Origin of the sequence: Nocardia kruczakiae NBRC 101016 (assembly GCF_001612965.1) — a bacterium.
Classification (GTDB): Bacteria; Actinomycetota; Actinomycetes; order Mycobacteriales; family Mycobacteriaceae; genus Nocardia; species Nocardia kruczakiae.
The window spans coordinates 29338-46755 of sequence record NZ_BDBL01000046.1 but is presented as its reverse complement, the minus strand read 5'-3'; the positions used below and the strand labels follow the sequence as shown (position 1 = coordinate 46755).

At 67.5% G+C, this 17418-nt stretch carries 14 protein-coding genes; 4 read left to right on the top strand and 10 right to left on the bottom strand.

Annotation, left to right across the window (positions count from 1 at the left end):
* Positions 1–3: 3 nt before the first annotated feature.
* On the top strand, positions 4–906 hold the full coding sequence (locus NK1_RS27615; RefSeq protein ID WP_084461636.1) for an NmrA family NAD(P)-binding protein: 903 nt from the start codon (positions 4–6) through the stop codon (positions 904–906).
* Here the strand turns inward: NK1_RS27615 and smc are convergent.
* Together smc and NK1_RS27605 are read right to left on the bottom strand one after the other, a co-directional pair.
* Positions 903–4511 carry a chromosome segregation protein SMC gene (smc, locus tag NK1_RS27610; RefSeq protein WP_063013366.1) on the bottom strand — a complete coding sequence of 1203 codons (3609 nt, stop codon included), beginning with the start codon at positions 4509–4511 and terminating at the stop codon, positions 903–905. The genes NK1_RS27615 and smc overlap by 4 nt on opposite strands.
* A gap of 88 nt (positions 4512–4599) precedes the next feature.
* A complete protein-coding gene (locus NK1_RS27605; protein ID WP_157104468.1) occupies positions 4600–5022 on the bottom strand; it encodes a hypothetical protein in 423 nt (140 codons plus the stop codon).
* Between the two features lie 210 nt (positions 5023–5232).
* Here NK1_RS27605 and NK1_RS27600 point away from each other — a divergent pair, with 210 nt between their 5' ends.
* Both NK1_RS27600 and NK1_RS27595 read left to right on the top strand, forming a co-directional pair.
* A complete protein-coding gene (locus NK1_RS27600; RefSeq protein ID WP_063013363.1) occupies positions 5233–6465 on the top strand; it encodes an acyl-CoA dehydrogenase family protein in 1233 nt (410 codons plus the stop codon).
* Positions 6466–6468: 3 nt separating this feature from the next.
* Positions 6469–7593, top strand: coding sequence for an acyl-CoA dehydrogenase family protein (locus NK1_RS27595; RefSeq protein WP_063013361.1), 1125 nt, complete (start codon positions 6469–6471; stop codon positions 7591–7593).
* A gap of 177 nt (positions 7594–7770) precedes the next feature.
* On the opposite strand, the gene thpD is transcribed toward NK1_RS27595, so the two are convergent.
* From thpD to NK1_RS27565, 6 genes are all read right to left on the bottom strand, one after another.
* On the bottom strand, positions 7771–8652 hold the full coding sequence (gene thpD, locus NK1_RS27590; RefSeq protein ID WP_063013359.1) for an ectoine hydroxylase: 882 nt from the start codon (positions 8650–8652) through the stop codon (positions 7771–7773).
* 27 nt (positions 8653–8679) lie between these two features.
* Positions 8680–9072 carry an ectoine synthase gene (locus NK1_RS27585; RefSeq protein ID WP_030513045.1) on the bottom strand — a complete coding sequence of 131 codons (393 nt, stop codon included), beginning with the start codon at positions 9070–9072 and terminating at the stop codon, positions 8680–8682.
* A 2-nt stretch (positions 9073–9074) separates the two neighbouring features.
* On the bottom strand, positions 9075–10337 hold the full coding sequence (ectB, locus tag NK1_RS27580) for a diaminobutyrate--2-oxoglutarate transaminase (protein WP_063013357.1): 1263 nt from the start codon (positions 10335–10337) through the stop codon (positions 9075–9077).
* A 12-nt stretch (positions 10338–10349) separates the two neighbouring features.
* A complete protein-coding gene (ectA, locus tag NK1_RS27575; RefSeq protein ID WP_231509009.1) occupies positions 10350–10772 on the bottom strand; it encodes a diaminobutyrate acetyltransferase in 423 nt (140 codons plus the stop codon).
* Positions 10773–10968: 196 nt separating this feature from the next.
* Positions 10969–11952: a HAMP domain-containing sensor histidine kinase gene (locus tag NK1_RS27570; RefSeq protein ID WP_063013355.1), complete on the bottom strand. Its 984-nt coding sequence runs from the start codon at positions 11950–11952 to the stop codon at positions 10969–10971.
* Positions 11953–11992: 40 nt separating this feature from the next.
* Positions 11993–12703 (bottom strand): response regulator transcription factor, encoded by a 711-nt coding sequence (locus NK1_RS27565; RefSeq protein WP_036503729.1) that lies wholly within the window; start codon positions 12701–12703, stop codon positions 11993–11995.
* 353 nt (positions 12704–13056) lie between these two features.
* Between NK1_RS27565 and NK1_RS27560 the strand changes: the two genes are divergently transcribed.
* Positions 13057–14289, top strand: coding sequence for a L,D-transpeptidase (locus NK1_RS27560; protein WP_063013353.1), 1233 nt, complete (start codon positions 13057–13059; stop codon positions 14287–14289).
* Between the two features lie 50 nt (positions 14290–14339).
* Here NK1_RS27560 and NK1_RS27555 read toward each other — a convergent pair whose 3' ends face one another.
* Positions 14340–15248 carry a potassium-transporting ATPase subunit C gene (locus NK1_RS27555; RefSeq protein WP_063013408.1) on the bottom strand — a complete coding sequence of 303 codons (909 nt, stop codon included), beginning with the start codon at positions 15246–15248 and terminating at the stop codon, positions 14340–14342.
* A gap of 16 nt (positions 15249–15264) precedes the next feature.
* The gene (kdpB, locus tag NK1_RS27550; protein WP_063013351.1) at positions 15265–17418 is read right to left on the bottom strand and encodes a potassium-transporting ATPase subunit KdpB; all 2154 of its coding nucleotides are present in this window, start codon (positions 17416–17418) and stop codon (positions 15265–15267) included.

Below are 17418 nucleotides of genomic sequence, written 5' to 3'. Positions count from 1 at the left end.
GAAATGACCGTTCAGAACAACCTCGTTCTCGTCACCGGCGCGACCGGCCAGCAGGGCGGTGCCACGGCCCGCGCGCTGCTCGCCCACAAGTTCCCGGTCCGCATCCTGGTCCGTGATCCCGCCGCCGAGGCGGCACGCGAACTCGCCGCCCTCGGCGCGGAAGTGGCCGTCGGCGACTTCGACGCCCCGTCCACCCTGACCGCGGCGGTAGCCGGAACACGAGGCGTCTTCCTCGTGCCACCCGCGGCCTTCGGGCCCGACGGCTGGGATGTCGATCTGGAGGCGGCCCGCGGCGCCGCCGTGATCGACGCTGCCCGCAACGCCGGAACCGACCACATCGTCTTCACCGGCGTGGCCTCGTTCGACAACGAAATCCCTTGGGGCAGCGCCGGAAAGCGGCAGATCGAGCAGGCGCTGGCCGACAGCGGCATGCGCTACACCGTGCTGCGCCCGGTCCGGTTCATGGAGAACTATCTGGCGCAGGGGCTGCCGCTCGACGGCTTCGTCGCTGGGGTGAACGTCCACCTGTTTCCGGCCGATCGCCCGGCGCAGATGATCGCGGTGGACGATATCGCCGCGGTGGCCGCGCTGGCCTTCGCCGATCCCGAACGGTTCTCCGGGCAGACGCTCGAACTCGCCGGCGATGCCGTGACCCCCGCCGCCGCGGTGGAGCTGATCTCCCGCGCGACCGGATATCCGGTGCGGTACCGCGAGATCACCGAGGCGGAGGCCGACGAACTGGGTGCACAGATCGGCAACACGTGGCGTCTGAGCCATCAAGGCCACGGCTGGCACGCCGATATCGAGCAGATTCGCCGGATCCACCCGGGCCTGCAGAGCCTGGAAACCTGGCTGGCCACCACCGGCGCCGCGGTTCTGAAGTCCCGGTTCGCGGCGGGCAACTAGGTCGTCGCGCCCACCAGATTCTCCCCGCGCAGTCGCTGCGAGATGACCTGGGTGATGCCGTCGCCGCGCATGCTGACGCCGTACAGCGCGTCGGCGATCTCCATGGTCGGCTTCTGGTGGGTGATGACGATCAGCTGCGACTTCTCCCGCAACTGCTCGAAAAGCCCGATCAGTCGGCGCAGGTTGGTGTCGTCCAGGGCCGCCTCGACCTCGTCCATCACGTAGAACGGGGAGGGACGGGCCCGGAAGATCGACACCAGAAACGCCACGGCGGCAAGGGATTTCTCGCCACCGGACAGCAGCGACAGCCGCTTCACCTTCTTACCCGGCGGCCGCGCCTCCACCTCGATACCGGTGGTGAGCATATCGCTGGGGTCGGTCAGCAGCAGCCGTCCCTCGCCGCCGGGGAACAGGCGGCCGAACACCTGCACGAATTCGCGTTCCACGTCCTCGTAGGCCTCGGTGAACACCTGCAGAATGCGGGCGTCGACCTCGGCCACCACATCGAGGAGATCCTGGCGGGCCTTCTTGACGTCCTCGAGTTGGGTGGACAGGAAGGTGTAGCGCTCCTCCAGGGCCGCGAATTCCTCCAACGCCAGGGGATTGACCTTGCCGAGGGTGGCGAGATCCTTCTCCGCGCGTTTGACGCGGCGCTCCTGGGTGGCGCGGTCGTAGGGCATTTCCTGCGGTGGGCTCACTTGGTCGCCGCGCTCGCGGGCCTGCTCATACTCCTGCATCTCCAGCGCGGTCGGCGGCATCGGCACGTGCGGACCGTATTCGGCCACGAGTTCGTCGAGCGCGATGCCGAACTGCTCGGCGATGGTGGTTTCCAATTGCTCGATGCGCAGCGCGGATTGGGCCCGCGCGACCTCGTCGCGATGCACGGCGTCGGTCAGCTGGGTGAGTTGCGTGCTCAGCGCGCGCACCCGCTCCTTGATCTGATCCACCTGGCCGGCGCATTCGGTACGCCGGCGGACCAGTTCGTCGCGCCGCGCGGCCGCCTCCCCCACCACGGTTTCCAGTTCGGCGGCGATCCGCTCGGCCGATTCGGCGACCACCGCCGCCAGCTCGGCGGCACGACGGCGGGCGGCCTGGGCCCGTTCGGCGCGGGCGCGGGTCTCGCGTTCGGCGCGCGCCGCGCGGCGCAGCGAATCCGCTTTGCCCCGGACCGATTCCGCGCGCTCCTCGGCGGTGCGCACCGACAGCCGGGCCTCCACCTCCATGGCGCGGGCCTCGGCCAGCGCCGCGGCGGCCTCTTCGCGCTCCTGTCCAGCGGTGTCGGTGCCCGCGTCGGCATCGGAATCCAGATCGGACTGCTCGGATTCGGCATGACGCAGCCGGCTCTCGAGTTCGGCCAGGGCCGTCAGGTTCTCGTCGCGCGCGGATTCGGCCTCGGCGCGCTGGGCCAGCAGCCGCTCGTATTCGGAGTGCGCGCTGCGCGCTGTCGCACCGAGGCGGCCTAGCCGGTCGTAGATCGCGACCAGCGCCTGATCGGATTCGTGCAATGCCAGCAACGCCTGGTCGACGGCCTGTTTGCGATCGTTCTGCTCGGCGAGCGCACCCGACAGCGCGGCCTCGACCTCCTCGGCCTGCCGCTGCCACGACACCAGTTCGGCGGCGGCGGCATCGATATCGGCCTGCACCTCGATCTGGCTCGGCGCCCGGTCCGAACCGCCGAGCACCCAGCCCGAACCGCTCAGATCGCCGTCGCGGGTCACCACCCGCAGTTCCGGTCGGCTGGAAAGGATTTCGGCCGACTGCGCCAGATCGTCGACGACCACGGTGCCGGCGGTCAGCGCCGCGACCGCACCGCGCAGCGGGTCCGGACAATCGATCACCTCCACGAGCGGGCGCACTCCCGCGGGCAGGTCACCGATCTCGCCGCGGGGCTGCGCGGCACCGCCGTAGACGACGGCTGCGCGGCCACCGTCGGCGTCCTTGAGCGCCCGCACCGCCGCCTGCGCGGTGGGGTGCGCATCCGCGGCGATGGCGTCGGCCAATGGCCCGAGCGCGGCGGCCACGGCGGCCTCGAATCCGCTGTGTACCCGCACCATTCCCGAGAGCCGGCCCTGTAATCCGTCGGCGCGGTTGTCCAGCAGCCAGGCGCCGCCGTCCTTACGGGCCAATCCCATGGTCAGCGCTTCGATGCGGGCGGTCAGCGAGGCGACCTTCTTCCCGGCCTCGCGGTCGCCTTCACGCAGTTCGGTCACCCGCGCATCGGCCAGTTCCAGCGCCTGGGCGGCGTGTTCGTAGGCGGCGTCGAGGCCTTCCTCACCGGCGTCGAGTTCGCTCAATTCGGTTTGCACGGACTCGAATTCGGCCTCGGCGGCATCACCGCGCTGCCGGGCGGCGGCCAGCGCCTCCGACAGCCGGGCGATATCGCCGTCGGCCGATTGGGCGCGGTGGCGCAGGGTATCGACCTGCCCGGCCAGGCGGGCCAGGCCCTCGCGCCGATCGGCGATGGCCCGCACCGCGGCCAGGTGGGCCTGTTCGGCGGCCTTGGCGGCCTGTTCTCGGTCGAGCAGTTGATCGCGGGCGGCCTCCAGGGTCGCCGTAGCCACCTCGACCGCCTCGAGCAGTTCGGCCTCCTCGGCCTGCACCCGGTCCGCCTCGGCCTCGAGTTGTTCGGGGTCGCGGCCGGTGCCGGTGGGCTGTTCGATGGTGAGGTTGCGGGCGCGGTCACGGGCGATCCGGATGGTCGCGTTGACCCGTTCCACCAGTGCCGACAGCTGGAACCAGGTCTGTGCGGCCGCCTCGGCGCCGGGCGTGAGCCTGGAGAGCTGGAATTCCTGCTGCGCCAGTGCGGCATTGGCGGCATCCAATTCGGCCTGCACGTTGATCTGCTGTTCGCGGGCGAAGGCTTCCTTGCTCTGCTGGCTTTCCAGTTCACGCCGGCGCGCCACCAGATCGTCGGCGGCCAATCGCAGCCGGGCATCGCGCAGTTCGGATTGGACGGTGGCCGCGCGCCGCGCCACCTCGGCCTGGCGGCCCAGCGGTTTGAGCTGGCGGCGCAGTTCGGTGGTGAGATCGGTCAGACGAGCCAGATTGGCCTGCATCGCATCGAGTTTGCGCACCGCCTTCTCTTTGCGCTTGCGGTGCTTGAGCACGCCCGCGGCCTCTTCGATGAAGGCGCGGCGGTCCTCGGGTCGCGATTCCAGAATCGCCGAGAGCTGGCCCTGGCCGACGATGACGTGCATTTCCCGGCCGATACCGGAGTCGGACAGCAGTTCCTGGACATCCATCAGCCGGCAGGAGTTGCCGTTGATCTCGTACTCACCGGCGCCGTCGCGGAACATCCGGCGGGTGATCGAGACCTCGGCGTAGTCGATGGGCAGCGCGCCGTCGGAATTGTCGATGGTCAGCGTGACTTCGGCGCGGCCCAGCGGCGCGCGTCCGGCGGTACCGGCGAAGATGACGTCCTGCATCTTCCCGCCCCGCAGCGCCTTGGCGCCCTGCTCCCCCATCACCCAGGTCAGTGCGTCGACGACGTTCGATTTGCCGGACCCGTTCGGCCCCACCACACAGGTGATGCCGGGCTCGAGCCGCAGCGTCGTCGCGGACGCGAAGGATTTGAATCCCTTCAGCGTCAGACTCTTGAGGTGCACAGTCGGTCAGGCTACCCGGTCGGGGGGCGTTGCCGGTCGGATGCCGGGCGAACGTGTTCGCCCGGCATCCGCCGAATCGGGCCCGGAATCAGGCGGCGGTGACGGTCAGCGTGAAGTCGCTGGGCGAGCCGTCGGCGGAGCTGACGTAGATCTGGTAGTCGAGGCCGTCGGCCACGATCTCGGCGTGCGGGACGTCGGACGCGACCGGACCTCCGATCAGCGGTGCCACGGTCACGCGGGCCTGGCCGTTGTTCGAGGTGATGTCGAAGATCAGCTTCTGCCCCCCGACCGATCCGATGGAGTAATTGGCGATCTTGTTCGCCACCACGGATCCCTGGCCGGTGACGGAGTTCTGGCCGGGCGCGATCGCCAGTCTCGTGACACCACCGCTGTCGATCGACGGCAGCGGCATCGGAGCTGCCGAGGCGACGCCGCCGGCGACCGCGAATGTGGCGGCGGCGAGCAACGCGACCAGCACGGCCGGTACCGCCCGGACGAACACACGAAGCACTCGAGATGCGTACATGAGGGTCCATCTTTCCTCACACAAGGCTCCGAAACGCAAGTCCCCGCGCGTGTTTCGGACACACACGGGCTTGGCCCAGCCTGCGGCGGATCGTCTCGGCACACCGCTCGCTACCTCAATAAGTTAACGACCATTTGCGCTCGACCCGGAGTAAATGAGAAGGTAGAGGCCCGTTTATCGCACAAGGAGTTCTTCGTGAATCTGGACTGGTCGCCCACCGATCTGGCGTTTCGCGACGAGGTGCGGCGCTTCCTGGACGAGAATTTGACCCCGGAACTACGTCGCGCCGGTCAGCTCGCCACCAGCGTGTACCCGGATCACGAGGCCAGCATGCAGTGGCAGCACATCCTGCACGCCCGTGGCTGGGCGGCGCCGGCCTGGCCGGTCGCCCACGGCGGCTGTGACTGGAGCATGACGCAGCACTACATCTTCGATCGTGAATCCACCCTCGCCGGCGCGCCCGCACTCTCGCCGATGGGCATCCGGATGGTCGCGCACGCGATCATCGCCTTCGGCACCCCGGAGCAGAAGGACTACTTCCTGCCGCGCATCCTCACCGGCGAGGTGTTCTTCTGCCAGGGCTATTCCGAACCCGAGGCGGGCTCCGATCTGGCCTCGCTGACCATGGCCGCGGTCTCCGACGGCGACGATCTGGTGTGCACCGGTTCCAAGATCTGGACCACCCACGCCACCGAGGCCAACTGGATCTTCGCCCTGGTCCGCACCTCGAAACTGGAACGCAAACAGCAGGGCATCACCTTCGTGCTGATCCCGATGGACACCCCCGGCATCGAGATCCGCCCGCTGGTCATGACCTCCGGTGAGCAGGTGCAGAACCAGGTGTTCTTCGACGGTGTCCGGGTGTCGAAGACCAACATCATCGGCCGCATCGACGAGGGCTGGACGGTCGCCAAACATCTGCTGAACTTCGAGCGCGGCGGCTCGGCCTACGGCCCGGCGCTGCAGGTGCTGGCCGAATCGCTGGCCCAGCACGCGGCCGGACAGCCCGGTTTCGCGGGCGCCAGCCTGCTCGACGAACCCGCCTTCGCGGCGAAACTGGCCGACGCCCGGATCCGGGCCGACGTCCTCGAGATCCTGGAATACCGCACCATGTCGGCCATTTCGCGCGGGAAGGATCCGGGTCCGGCCGCGTCCACGATCAAGATTCTGGGCACCGAATTGAGCCAGCGGCTCACCGAATTGGCCTTCGAGGCCGCCGGTCCGCGCGGGCGCGCCTATCAGCCGCACGCCGCCATGCCGGGTGGTCCGGTCGCCGACTTCGTCGCGCCCGCCGACGGATATCTCAGCGGCGAACCGTGGCAGGCCGTCGCGCCGCTGCGGTACTTCAACGACCGCGCGGGCTCGATCTACGCGGGCAGCAACGAGATTCAGCGCAACATCATCGCCAAGGCAACCCTGGGACTGTGAGAGATGGACTTCGAATTCACTGCCGAACAGCAACTGCTCCGTGACACGGTCACCGAATTTCTCGCCGCCCGTTACGATCTGGAGAAAAGCCGGGCCGCGGCGCGGGTCGGCGCCGGCCATCAGCCGGAGATCTGGCGCGGCTTCGCCGAGGAGGTCGGCATTCTGGGGGCGAGCCTGCCCGAGAGTGTCGGCGGATTCGACGGCGGCGCGATCGAGACCATGATCATCGCCGAGGCGCTCGGCGGCGCCCTGGTCGTCGAACCCTATGTCGACACCGCCGTCCTGGGCGGCGGACTGCTGCGCCGCGCCGGCGGCGCGCGGGCCGAGGAACTGTTGCGCGGCATCGTCGACGGCTCGGTGATCACCGCCTTCGCCGCCCTGGAAGCCGACTCCGGCTACGACCTCGCACGCGTGGCGACGACCGCCCGCCGCGACGGCGCCGACTGGGTCCTCGACGGCACCAAGGCGGTGGTGACCACCGCACCGCTGGCCACCCATCTGCTGGTGACCGCCCGCACCCCCGACGCGGCCGGTCTGTCACTGTTCGTGGTGCCGGCCGACGCGGCCGGTCTCACGCAGCACCCCTACCGCACGATCGACGAACGCCGCGCGGCCGATCTGGTCCTCGACGGCGTCCGGGTCCCCGCCGACGCACTGCTCGGTACCGAGGGTGCGGCCGACGAGTCGGTCGAACGAGCCATCGACGAGGCGATCGCCGCCATCTGCGCCGAGGCCGTGGGCGGAATGCGGCGGGTACTGGCCGACACCGTCGAATACAGCAAGCAGCGCCGCCAGTTCGGCGTGCCGATCGCCAGTTTCCAGGTACTGCAGCACCGCATGGTCGATATGCACCTGGAGCTCGAACAGGCGGTGGCCGCCACCTACCTGGTGACGCTGAAACTCGACGCCGAACCGAAGGTCCGCGCCCGGGCCGCCGCGGCGGCCAAGGCCACCGTCGCCCGCGCCGCCGGCTTCATCGGCCAGCACGCGGTGCAACTGCACGGCGCGATGGGCATGACCGAGGAACTCGCGATCGGGCATTTCTTCAAGCGGCTCACCGCGATTCGCACCGAATACGGTTCCGCGGACCAGCACATCGCCCGCTACGCCGCGCTGACGCGGGGCTGAGCGGCGCGCGATCGCCGGGGCGCGGTCCCATACCGCCGACGCCCCGGACATGTTTTCGGCCGGAATCCGAATCGGATTCCGGCCGAAAACGCGCCGGGGATGCCGGGCTCGCCCCGCCACCGTCGGGAGCGAACCCGCGCGATCATCGGTCCCGACGTGATCGGGTCACCCCCCCGCTCAGCGGAGGGGGGTGAAATCGCGCGAGGCGATATAGGTCGGCCTCTGATGCTGGGCCGAATACGGTTCTTCGAGAGTGTTCTCCACGCTGTTGAACACCAGGAAGACGTTCGAGCGCGCGAACGGCGTGATGTTGTTCGACGAGCCGTGCATGATGTTGGAATCGAACAGCAGCGCCGAACCGCGTGCGCCGGTGAACTGCGCGATGCCGTACTTGTCGGCCAGCTGGGCCAGATCCTCCTGCGCGGGCACGCCGATCCGCTGCTCTCGCAACGATTCCCGGTAGTGCTCGTCGGGAGTCTCGCCCTGGCACGGCATGAACTGCCGGTGCGAGCCCGGCAACAACATCAGGCTGCCGTTGAACGGATAGTTGTCGGTCAGCGCGATCGACAGGCTCACCGCACGCGGTGAGGGCATCCCGTCCTCGGCGTGCCAGGTCTCGAAATCCGAATGCCAATAGAACCCGGCACCCTCGAAACCGGGCATGTAGTTCACCCGGCTCTGATGGATGTAGACGTCGGAACCGAGAATCTGGCGGGCCATCCCGACGATCCGCTCGTCCCGCACCAGCTCCGCCACCACGGCGCTGATCTTGTGCACCTCGAAGATCGAACGAACGCTGTTCGACTTCTTCTCGATGATCACCCGCTCGTCGGCACGCAACACCGGATCGGCGGCCAGCCGATCGATGTCGGTGGCGATATCGGCCACCTCCATCGGGGTCAGCAACTCGTCGATGATCGCGTACCCATCGGCATCGAAATTCTGCAGCTCCGGTGAGGTGACCGTGCCCCACACCGTGGGGTCGGTGCGCTCCACCGGCGGTACCGCTACGGCGGTTCTGGTCCGGTAGCGGTCGATTCGACTCTCCGCCAACGTCATCGCGGCGTCGTCCTCCTAACTACATCACTACTCGCCTACGGCCACCAGCGGATAGACGCCGTTCTCGTCGTGAACTTCCTTGCCCGTGACCGGAGGGTTGAACACACACAGCATCCGCATCAGGGTGCGGGTCTCGACCCGATGCCGCTCGTGCCCGTTGAGCAGGTACATCGTTCCCGGCGCCAGGTCGTAGGTGACGTCGTTGGTCAGGTCCGTGAGCGTGCCCTCGCCCTCCACCAGCCACACCGCTTCGACGTGGTTCTGATAGTGGAACTCGTGCACGGTGTTCGGCTGAATCGTCGTCTCGTGGAAGGAGAAACCCACCCCGTCGCCGCCGAGGATGATCCGCTTGCTGCGCCAGTCCTCGGCCGCGACGTCGCGGTCGGTTCCGGTGATCTCGGCAGTGGTACGCACGATCATGGTCAGTTGCCTCCTCGGGCCATGTCGACCGCCCGGTCCAGGATGGCCAGGCCGTGGTCGAGTTCGTCGTCGGTAATGGTCAGCGGCGGCAGCAGCTTGACCACCTGGTCTTCGGCGCCGGAGGTCTCCACCAGCAGGCCCTCCTCGAAGGCGATGCTGCTGACCTTGCCCGCCTCCGAGGCGTCGTCGAACACCAGTCCCTGCACCAGCCCGCGTCCGCGGGTCGAGACACCCTCGAAGTTCTCCGAGAGGGCCTCGAACGACTTTCGGATCTTCTCGCCCTTGGCGGCGGTGGACACCTCCAGCCGGTCATCGGTCCAGTAGTGCTCGAGCGCCACGCGGGCGGTCACGAACGCCGGGTTGTTCCCGCGGAAGGTGCCGTTGTGCTCACCGGGCGCCCACTGGTCCAGCTCGCGCTTCATCAGCACCAGCGCCAGCGGCATGCCGTAACCGCCGATCGACTTCGACAGGGTGACGATGTCGGGGGTGATGCCGGCGATCTCGAAGGAGAAGAACGGGCCGGTCCGGCCGCAGCCCATCTGCACGTCGTCGACGATGAGCAGAATTCCGCGCGCGGCACACAGCTCCGACAGGTGCCGCAGCCACTGCGCCCGAGCGACGTTCACGCCGCCCTCGCCCTGCACGGTTTCCACGATCACCGCCGCGGGCTTGTCCACACCGGAGGAATTGTCATCGAGGACCCGCTCCATCCACGCCAGATCGTCGGTGCCGTCCAGATACCCGTCGTAGGGCATCGGATTCACGTGGTTCAACGGTACTCCGGCGCCCGCGCGCTTGGTCGCGTTTCCGGTCACCGACAGCGCGCCGAGGGTCATGCCGTGAAATGCGTTGGTGAAATTCAGAATCGACGTGCGGCCGGTCACCTTGCGGGCCAGTTTCAGCGCCGATTCCACCGCGTTCGCACCGGTGGGACCGGGGAACTGCACCTTGTAATCGAGGCCGCGCGGATCCAGCAGAACGTTGTTGATCGTCTCCAGCAATTCACGCTTCGCGACGGTCGACATGTCGAGTCCGTGGGTAATTCCGTCACGGGCGATGTAATCGATCAATGCTTCTTTGAGAAGGGGGTTGTTGTGCCCGTAGTTGAGCGCTCCCGCGCCCGCGAAGAAATCGAGGTAATCACGTCCGCTACCGTCGCGCAGCCAGGCGCCGGAGGCGGTGTCGAAGAGCGTGGGCCACGAACGGCAATATCCACGGACATTCGATTCGAGCGATTCGAAAACGGTCATCTCAGCGGTGGTCATCGATGATCCTTCCTATCGTTTTGCGTCACCCTGCAGTGGCGCGATCCGGTACAGGTCCTCCGATTCGTGCCCGTCCGGAAAATCTTCTGGCTCGAACAACGTTTCTCGCGTCATTTCCGCGTCACGGCGCCGGGCCAGTGACGCGAACATTGCCAGCGAGGCTTCGTTGTCCGGCGAAACGGTTGTCTCCAACTTCGAAACACCTTGGTCGGCGACGTCTTCGACGAGCCGATCCAGCATTGCAACGCCCACTCCGCGGCCGCGGAAGGCGTGATCGACGGCTACCTGCCAGATGAACAGCGTGTCCGGCGATTCCGGGCGCAGATATCCGGTGACGAATCCTGCTATCTCCGAGTCGATTTCGGCCACGACGGTGGTCGAGGCGAAGTCACGGCTCCACAGCAGATACGCGTAACTCGAATTGGCGTCGAGCACTTGGGAATCCACTGCGATTCGCCACATCCGCGCTCCGTCGTCCACCCGCGGCCGACGAATCAGCGTCTGGGAGGAAACGTGCCGACGGCCGTTCGGCTCGTCGGTTGCCGGAGAACTGAACGACATACTCCGCGTTCGGGTCTGCATCACCTCTTCAGAATTGCCCGCGAACGTTGAGGTCTATCGTGCGACTACTTTACGGTTGTGTTACAGAAGTATGATCGGTGAATTTCGTCACGGTGGGCAACCACACCATGAATCGAGCACCTCCGCCGGGACGGTCGTCACATTTCACGCGGCCCCCGTGGGCGGCAACGGTTTCGGCCACCAATGCCAATCCGATGCCGGTGCCCGAACGTTTCCCGCGGCGCACCGTCACGAATCTTTCGAAGATGCGTTGGCGATCCTGTGGCGCCACTCCCGGACCGGCGTCGTCGACCGTGATCACCATTTCGTCCCCGGCACGTGCGACCCCCACCGCGATCACTCCACCGCCGTGCCGCTGCGCATTCTCGAGCAAATTCACCAGCGCTCGCTCGAGTTCGAGCTTTCGCCCGGTCACGATTCCGTCGTCGGCGACGGTCAGCAGTTCCGGTGAATAACGCATTTCCGCGAGGGTGTGGGTGAGCAGTTCGCGCACCGACAACGGTTCGGCGTCGGCGCCGTGCATCCGCGCCTCGGCCCGGGCCAGCGCCAGCAGATCATCGAGCAACCTGCGCAGATGGTCGAGTTCGGCGCGCACCAGTTCCAGCGCCCGCCGCGACCGCTCCGGAAGTTGATCCTCATAGCGCGACATCACCCCGACACTGGTGGTGAGGGTGGTCAGCGGCGTGCGCAGTTCGTGACTCACATCACCCACCAGCCGGCGTTCGCGGTCGATGCGGTTCTGCAGCGAGTCGACCATGGTGTTGAACGCGTCCACGGTCGGGGCCAGATCGGGATCGTCGGTATCGGGCAGCCGGGTGCCGAGCTCACCGGAGGCGATCTTGGCCGCGGTGCCCGTGACCTGGCGCAACGGTTCCAGCAAACGATGCGACAACCAGATTCCGAAGATCGCGCCGATCACGGTGCCGCCGAGTGCGCAGGCCAGCGCGGTGCGCCAGCCGCCACCGTCGAGCTTCGCGATCAGCACCGCCAGCAGTGCCGAGACCAGCCCCGTAACGGTGAACGCGACGATCACTCGACCGCGCAGAACCTGGCGGCGGGGCAGGCGCGGAAATCTAGCGCTGCACATCGAGGCGGTAGCCGAGCCCGCGCACGGTTACCACGATCGCCGGCTCCGACGGGTCGCGCTCGATCTTGGTCCGCAGCCGCCGGACGTGCACGTCCACGATCCGCTCGTCACCGAAGAACCCACGGTCCCAGACCCTTTCGAGCAGGACGCTGCGCGACAGCACCCGACCGGGGGTCTCGGCCAATTCGCACAGCAGCCGGAATTCGGTGAGGGTGAGGTGCAACTCCTCGTCGCCCCGATGGACGGTACCGCCGTCGGCCGAAAGCACCAGCGGCGCTTCGGGATAGGCGTCGAGCACGATCTCCTGCGGGGCCGGCGGCTCCACGGTCTGCTGGGCCCGGCGGCGCAGGGCCCGCATCCGGGCGGTGATCTCCTTGATCTCGAACGGCTTGGTGACGAAGTCGTCGGCGCCGGCCTCCAGCGCGGCCACCACGTCGTGGGTGTCGTCCCGCGCGCTGACCACGATGATCGGCACGTCGTGATCGCGACGAATCTCACGTATACAGGTGAATCCGTCCATCTCCCCCAGCATCAGATCCACGATCATCACATCCGGTGCGCCGTTGTCACGCAGATGTTCGAGCGCATCCTCGGCCTCCTCGGCCTCGGCGACGTCGTAGCCCTCGTCCTCCATGGCCAGTCGCAGCGCACTGCGAACCCGGTCGTCATCCTCTACGATCATCAAATTTGCACTCATCGTCACACCTCGTCCAGCTGCGCGTCATCAGAGCGTGGTTCCCCGACCCGTCCGTTCGTCAGCAGTGCGAGCGGCCGCGCAGCCTTGGTCTCGCACCGTTCTCTCATAACCACACATCCCTAACAGACATCGGTGGCGGACCACACGACGCCGGGCGTCGGCCGATCGGTTCCTGAGCGCCCGCTGGGCACACAACAGTAACTGGAGTACCCGAGACCACGATGCGTAAACACGGGGCAACACCACCGAGGTGCAAGCACCTGGAAAAGCCCCGTAAACTACGTACCGAGACAGTAAGGCGATTGGTGCGCTGCGAGGGCTTGCTCAGGCGCACGTCGAACGCAGGAGACACCATGTCCACTCGCCGCTGCCGATTCAGTGTTGCGCTCGGGGTTATCGCCCTGGTGACGACGCTGATGGCCGCGTGCTCGTCATCCCCGGAGCCGGCGTCGAATCCGACGCGCGGCACCCCGGGGCCCGCCGCGCCGGCCATTGCGATGGTCCCGGCCACGGGTAGTGCCGACGTCGATCCGCTCGGCACGATCGAGGTGAGCGCAACCGACGGCATCCTCACGGATGTGACGTTGACCAATGAAGAAGGCAAACAGGTCGACGGCACGCTCAATCCGGAGCGAACCGCGTGGAAGCCGAAGGTTCCGCTCGGCTACGGCCACCACTACACCATGACCGCGCAGGGCATCACCGTCACCGGACCCAGCGGTCCGATGACCTCGTCGTTCACCACGCTCACTCCCAGCAACCAGGTCAAGGCGTACCTGACCACCACCGGCGGGCAGCCGCTGGCCGAGGGCGGAACCTACGGCGTGGGCACCGTGATCGTCGCCCACTTCGACGAGGCGGTCGGCGATCGCGCGGCGGCCGAGAAGCGTCTGTCGGTGACGACGGAACCGCAGGTCCAGGGTTCGTGGTACTGGCTCGACGACAAGAACGCGCACTGGCGGCCGCAGCAGTACTGGCAACCCGGCACCAAGGTCACCGTCGCGGCGAACATCTTCGGCGCGCAGCTGGGCCCCGGCCTGTTCGGCCAGGAGGACTCGAAGACCAGCTTCACGATCGGCGACTCGCACGTCTCCATCGCCGACGACAACACCCACGAAGTGCAGGTGTTCGAGAACGGCAAACTGATCCGCACCATGCCCACCTCGATGGGCCGCGGCGGCAGCGAGCAGGTCGGCGGTAAGACGATCTACTTCAACACCCCCGCGGGCATCTACACCGTGATGGGCAAGGGCAATCCGGTGATCATGGACTCCTCGAGCTACGGCCTGCCGGTGAACTCGCGCCTGGGTTACAAGGAGGCGATCGGCTGGGCCACGCAGATCAGTGGCGACGGGATCTACCTGCACCAGCTCGACTCCACAGTCTGGGCGCAGGGCAATACCGACACCTCGCACGGTTGTCTGAACCTGAACCTCGAGAACGCTCGCTGGTTCTACAACTTCGCTGTTCCGGGTGATGTGGTCGAGGTCCGCAACACCAGCGGCCCGCCGCTGCCGTCCTGGAACAACGGCGACTGGATCGTGCCGTGGGATCAGTGGGTGGCCGGCAGCGCGCTGCACTCCTGATCGCCACCGGCACCGATCGCCACGGCACGTCGTCTCCACGGCGCCGAGGTTCAGCGCCGCATCGGGTAGCGCTGGTCCAGCTCGAGATTCACACCGAGGACGTCGACCCGGGGTTCTCCCAGGAAGCCCAGGTCGCGCCCGGCGGTGTGTGCTGCCACCACGGCGGCGACCTGCCCGGCCGTGATACCTCGCGCGGCCGCCACCCGCGCGCTCTGGATCTGCGCGTACCGCGGTGAGATATGCGGATCCAGTCCGGAACCGGATGCGGTGACCGCGTCGGAGGGCACCGGGGTGTCGGCCGGCGCGTCACCGCGGACGGGAACGATCAGCCCGGCCGAATAGTCCGTCCCGGGCTGGGCGCAGTCCACCCGGACCCCGCGGTAGGCGTCCTGGAACGGCACCGCCGGGCACGCCTCGTTCAGGCTGACGACCTTCGTGGGCGCGGGGACCTGCCCGTGGCCGTCGCGGGGGCCGAAGACCGCCAGCACCGCGCCGACCCCGCCGGGCGTGCAGAAGGGTCGCGCCCCGGAGACGCCCTCGCGCTCGCCGACCTGTTTGCTGCGCGTGCAGACCGTGGTCAGCAAACCGGTCGTCGACTGCGACGGATCGGCCGCCAGGGTGTCGACGACGTCCTCGGGGCCTTTGTTGCCGAAGCTTGTGTTGGCCGGGTCGTAACCGTCGGGGCGGCTGCCGTCGGCGGGCGCGGAATTCGACGGCCGGGTCTGGAAGTACTGCGGCAGCGCCGCGCCCTTGCCGTCGGTGAACGCCTGGCCGATCAGGCTGCTGCCCACCAGCTTTCCGTCGCGGTGGATCAGCGAGCCCTCGGCCCGGTCGTGCAGTCCCGGCAGCTGGGCGAGCGCGAAAACCGCCAGCGGGTAGGCGATTCCGGTGATCACCGTCAGCACGAGCAGTGCCCGCACCGCGGCCAGATGCTGGCGGAACCAGGTGGTGTATCGCATCGAGAACGAAGGCATATCAGGACATCCCAGGCAGGAATCGGACGACAAGGTCGATGAGTTTGATGCCGATGAAAGGAGCGACGATGCCGCCCGCTCCGTAGATGGCAAGGTTGCGGCTCAACAGTTTCGAGGCACTCGACGGGCGATAGCCGACACCGCGCAGCGCCAGCGGGATCAGCGCCACGATGACGATCGCGTTGAAGATCACCGCGGACAGGATCGCCGACTGCGGACTGTGCAACCGCATCACGTTGAGCACGTCCAAGCCGGGGAACAACGCCACGAACAGCGCCGGAATGATCGCGAAGTACTTGGCTACGTCGTTGGCAATCGAGAAGGTCGTGAGCGCGCCCCGGGTGATCAGCAACTGTTTGCCGATCTCGACGATCTCGATCAACTTGGTCGGATCCGAATCCAGATCGACCATGTTGCCGGCCTCCTTGGCCGCCGACGTTCCGGTGTTCATGGCGACGCCGACGTCGGCCTGTGCCAGCGCCGGCGCGTCGTTGGTGCCGTCGCCGGTCATGGCGACCAGGCGCCCGCCGGCCTGTTCGCTCTTGATCAGCGCCAGCTTGTCCTCGGGGGTGGCCTCGGCCAGGAAGTCGTCGACCCCGGCCTCGTTCGCGATCGCCGAGGCGGTCAGCGGATTGTCACCCGTGATCATGACCGTGCGAATTCCCATGCGGCGCATCTCGTCGAAGCGTTCCCGCATGCCCTGTTTCACCACATCCTTCAGATGGACCACCCCCAGCAGGCGGGCCTGCCCGTCGAGCAGTTCGCCGACCGCCAGCGGTGTACCACCGGAGGCAGAGATACCGTCCACGGTCCGCCCGACCTCCTCCGGCACCGAACCACCGTGGGCCCGTACCCATTCGGTGAGCGCACTCGCCGCGCCCTTACGCAACCGATGCCCGTCGCGCAGGTCCACACCCGACATCCGGGTCTGGGCACTGAACTCCACCCAGGTCGCGCCCGCCAGTTCACCCGGAGTGCGCTCGCGTTTGCCGTACGCGGATTTCGCGAACACCACGATCGAACGGCCCTCGGGCGTTTCGTCGGCGAGGCTGGAAAGCTGTGCGGCGTCGGCCATCTCGTCCTCGGTGACACCCGGCATGGCGACGAAGCCGGTGGCCTGCCGGTTGCCGAGGGTGATCGTGCCGGTCTTGTCGAGCAGCAGCGTGTTCACATCGCCGGCGGCCTCCACCGCGCGACCCGACATCGCCAGCACATTGCGCTGGACGAGCCGGTCCATTCCCGCGATGCCGATCGCCGACAACAGTGCGCCGATCGTGGTCGGGATGAGGCAGACCAGCAGCGACACCATGACGATGCCGGTGACCCCGTGCGCATCGAGCGCCGCGCTGTCGCCGACTCCCGGAGTGTTCACCTTGGCGAAGATCGCGGGCGGCTGCAATGTCACGACCGCGAACACGAAGATGATCGTCAACGCGGCCAGCAGGATGTTCAGCGCGATCTCGTTGGGTGTCTTCTGCCGGCTGGCGCCCTCCACCAGGGCGATCATCTTGTCGATGAAACTGCCGCCCGGCTCCTGGGTGATCTCGACGACGATGCGGTCCGAGAGCACGGTGGTGCCGCCGGTGACCGCGGACCGGTCGCCGCCGGATTCGCGGATCACCGGCGCGGATTCACCGGTGATCGCCGATTCGTCGACCGAGGCGATGCCCTCCACGACGTCGCCGTCGCCCGGAACCACCTGCCCGGCCTCGACCACCACGAAGTCGCCGCGCCGCAGTCCGGGTGCGGCAACGGTTTCCTCGAGCGGCGCTTCGGCGCCCGGATGCCAGTTCACCAATCGCCGGGCGACGGTGTCGGTCTTGGCTTTTCGCAACGTATCGGCCTGCGCCTTGCCGCGGCCCTCGGCGACGGCCTCGGCCAGATTGGCGAAGATCACCGTCAGCCACAGCCAGATCACGATCGCCCACGCGAAGACCGTGGGATGGGCGACGGCGAGGACCGTGGACCAGAGCGCGCCGAGCTCCACGATCAACATCACCGGATTGCGCCACAGTGTGCGCGGATCCAGTTTGCGCAGGGCCTCGGGCAGCGACCGGGCCAGTATCGCCGGATCGAACATGCTACGGCTGCCGCGGCGCGGGGACGCTTCGGCAGCGCGCGGGACGCCCGCGGAATTGGTTGTCGGAGCGGTCAT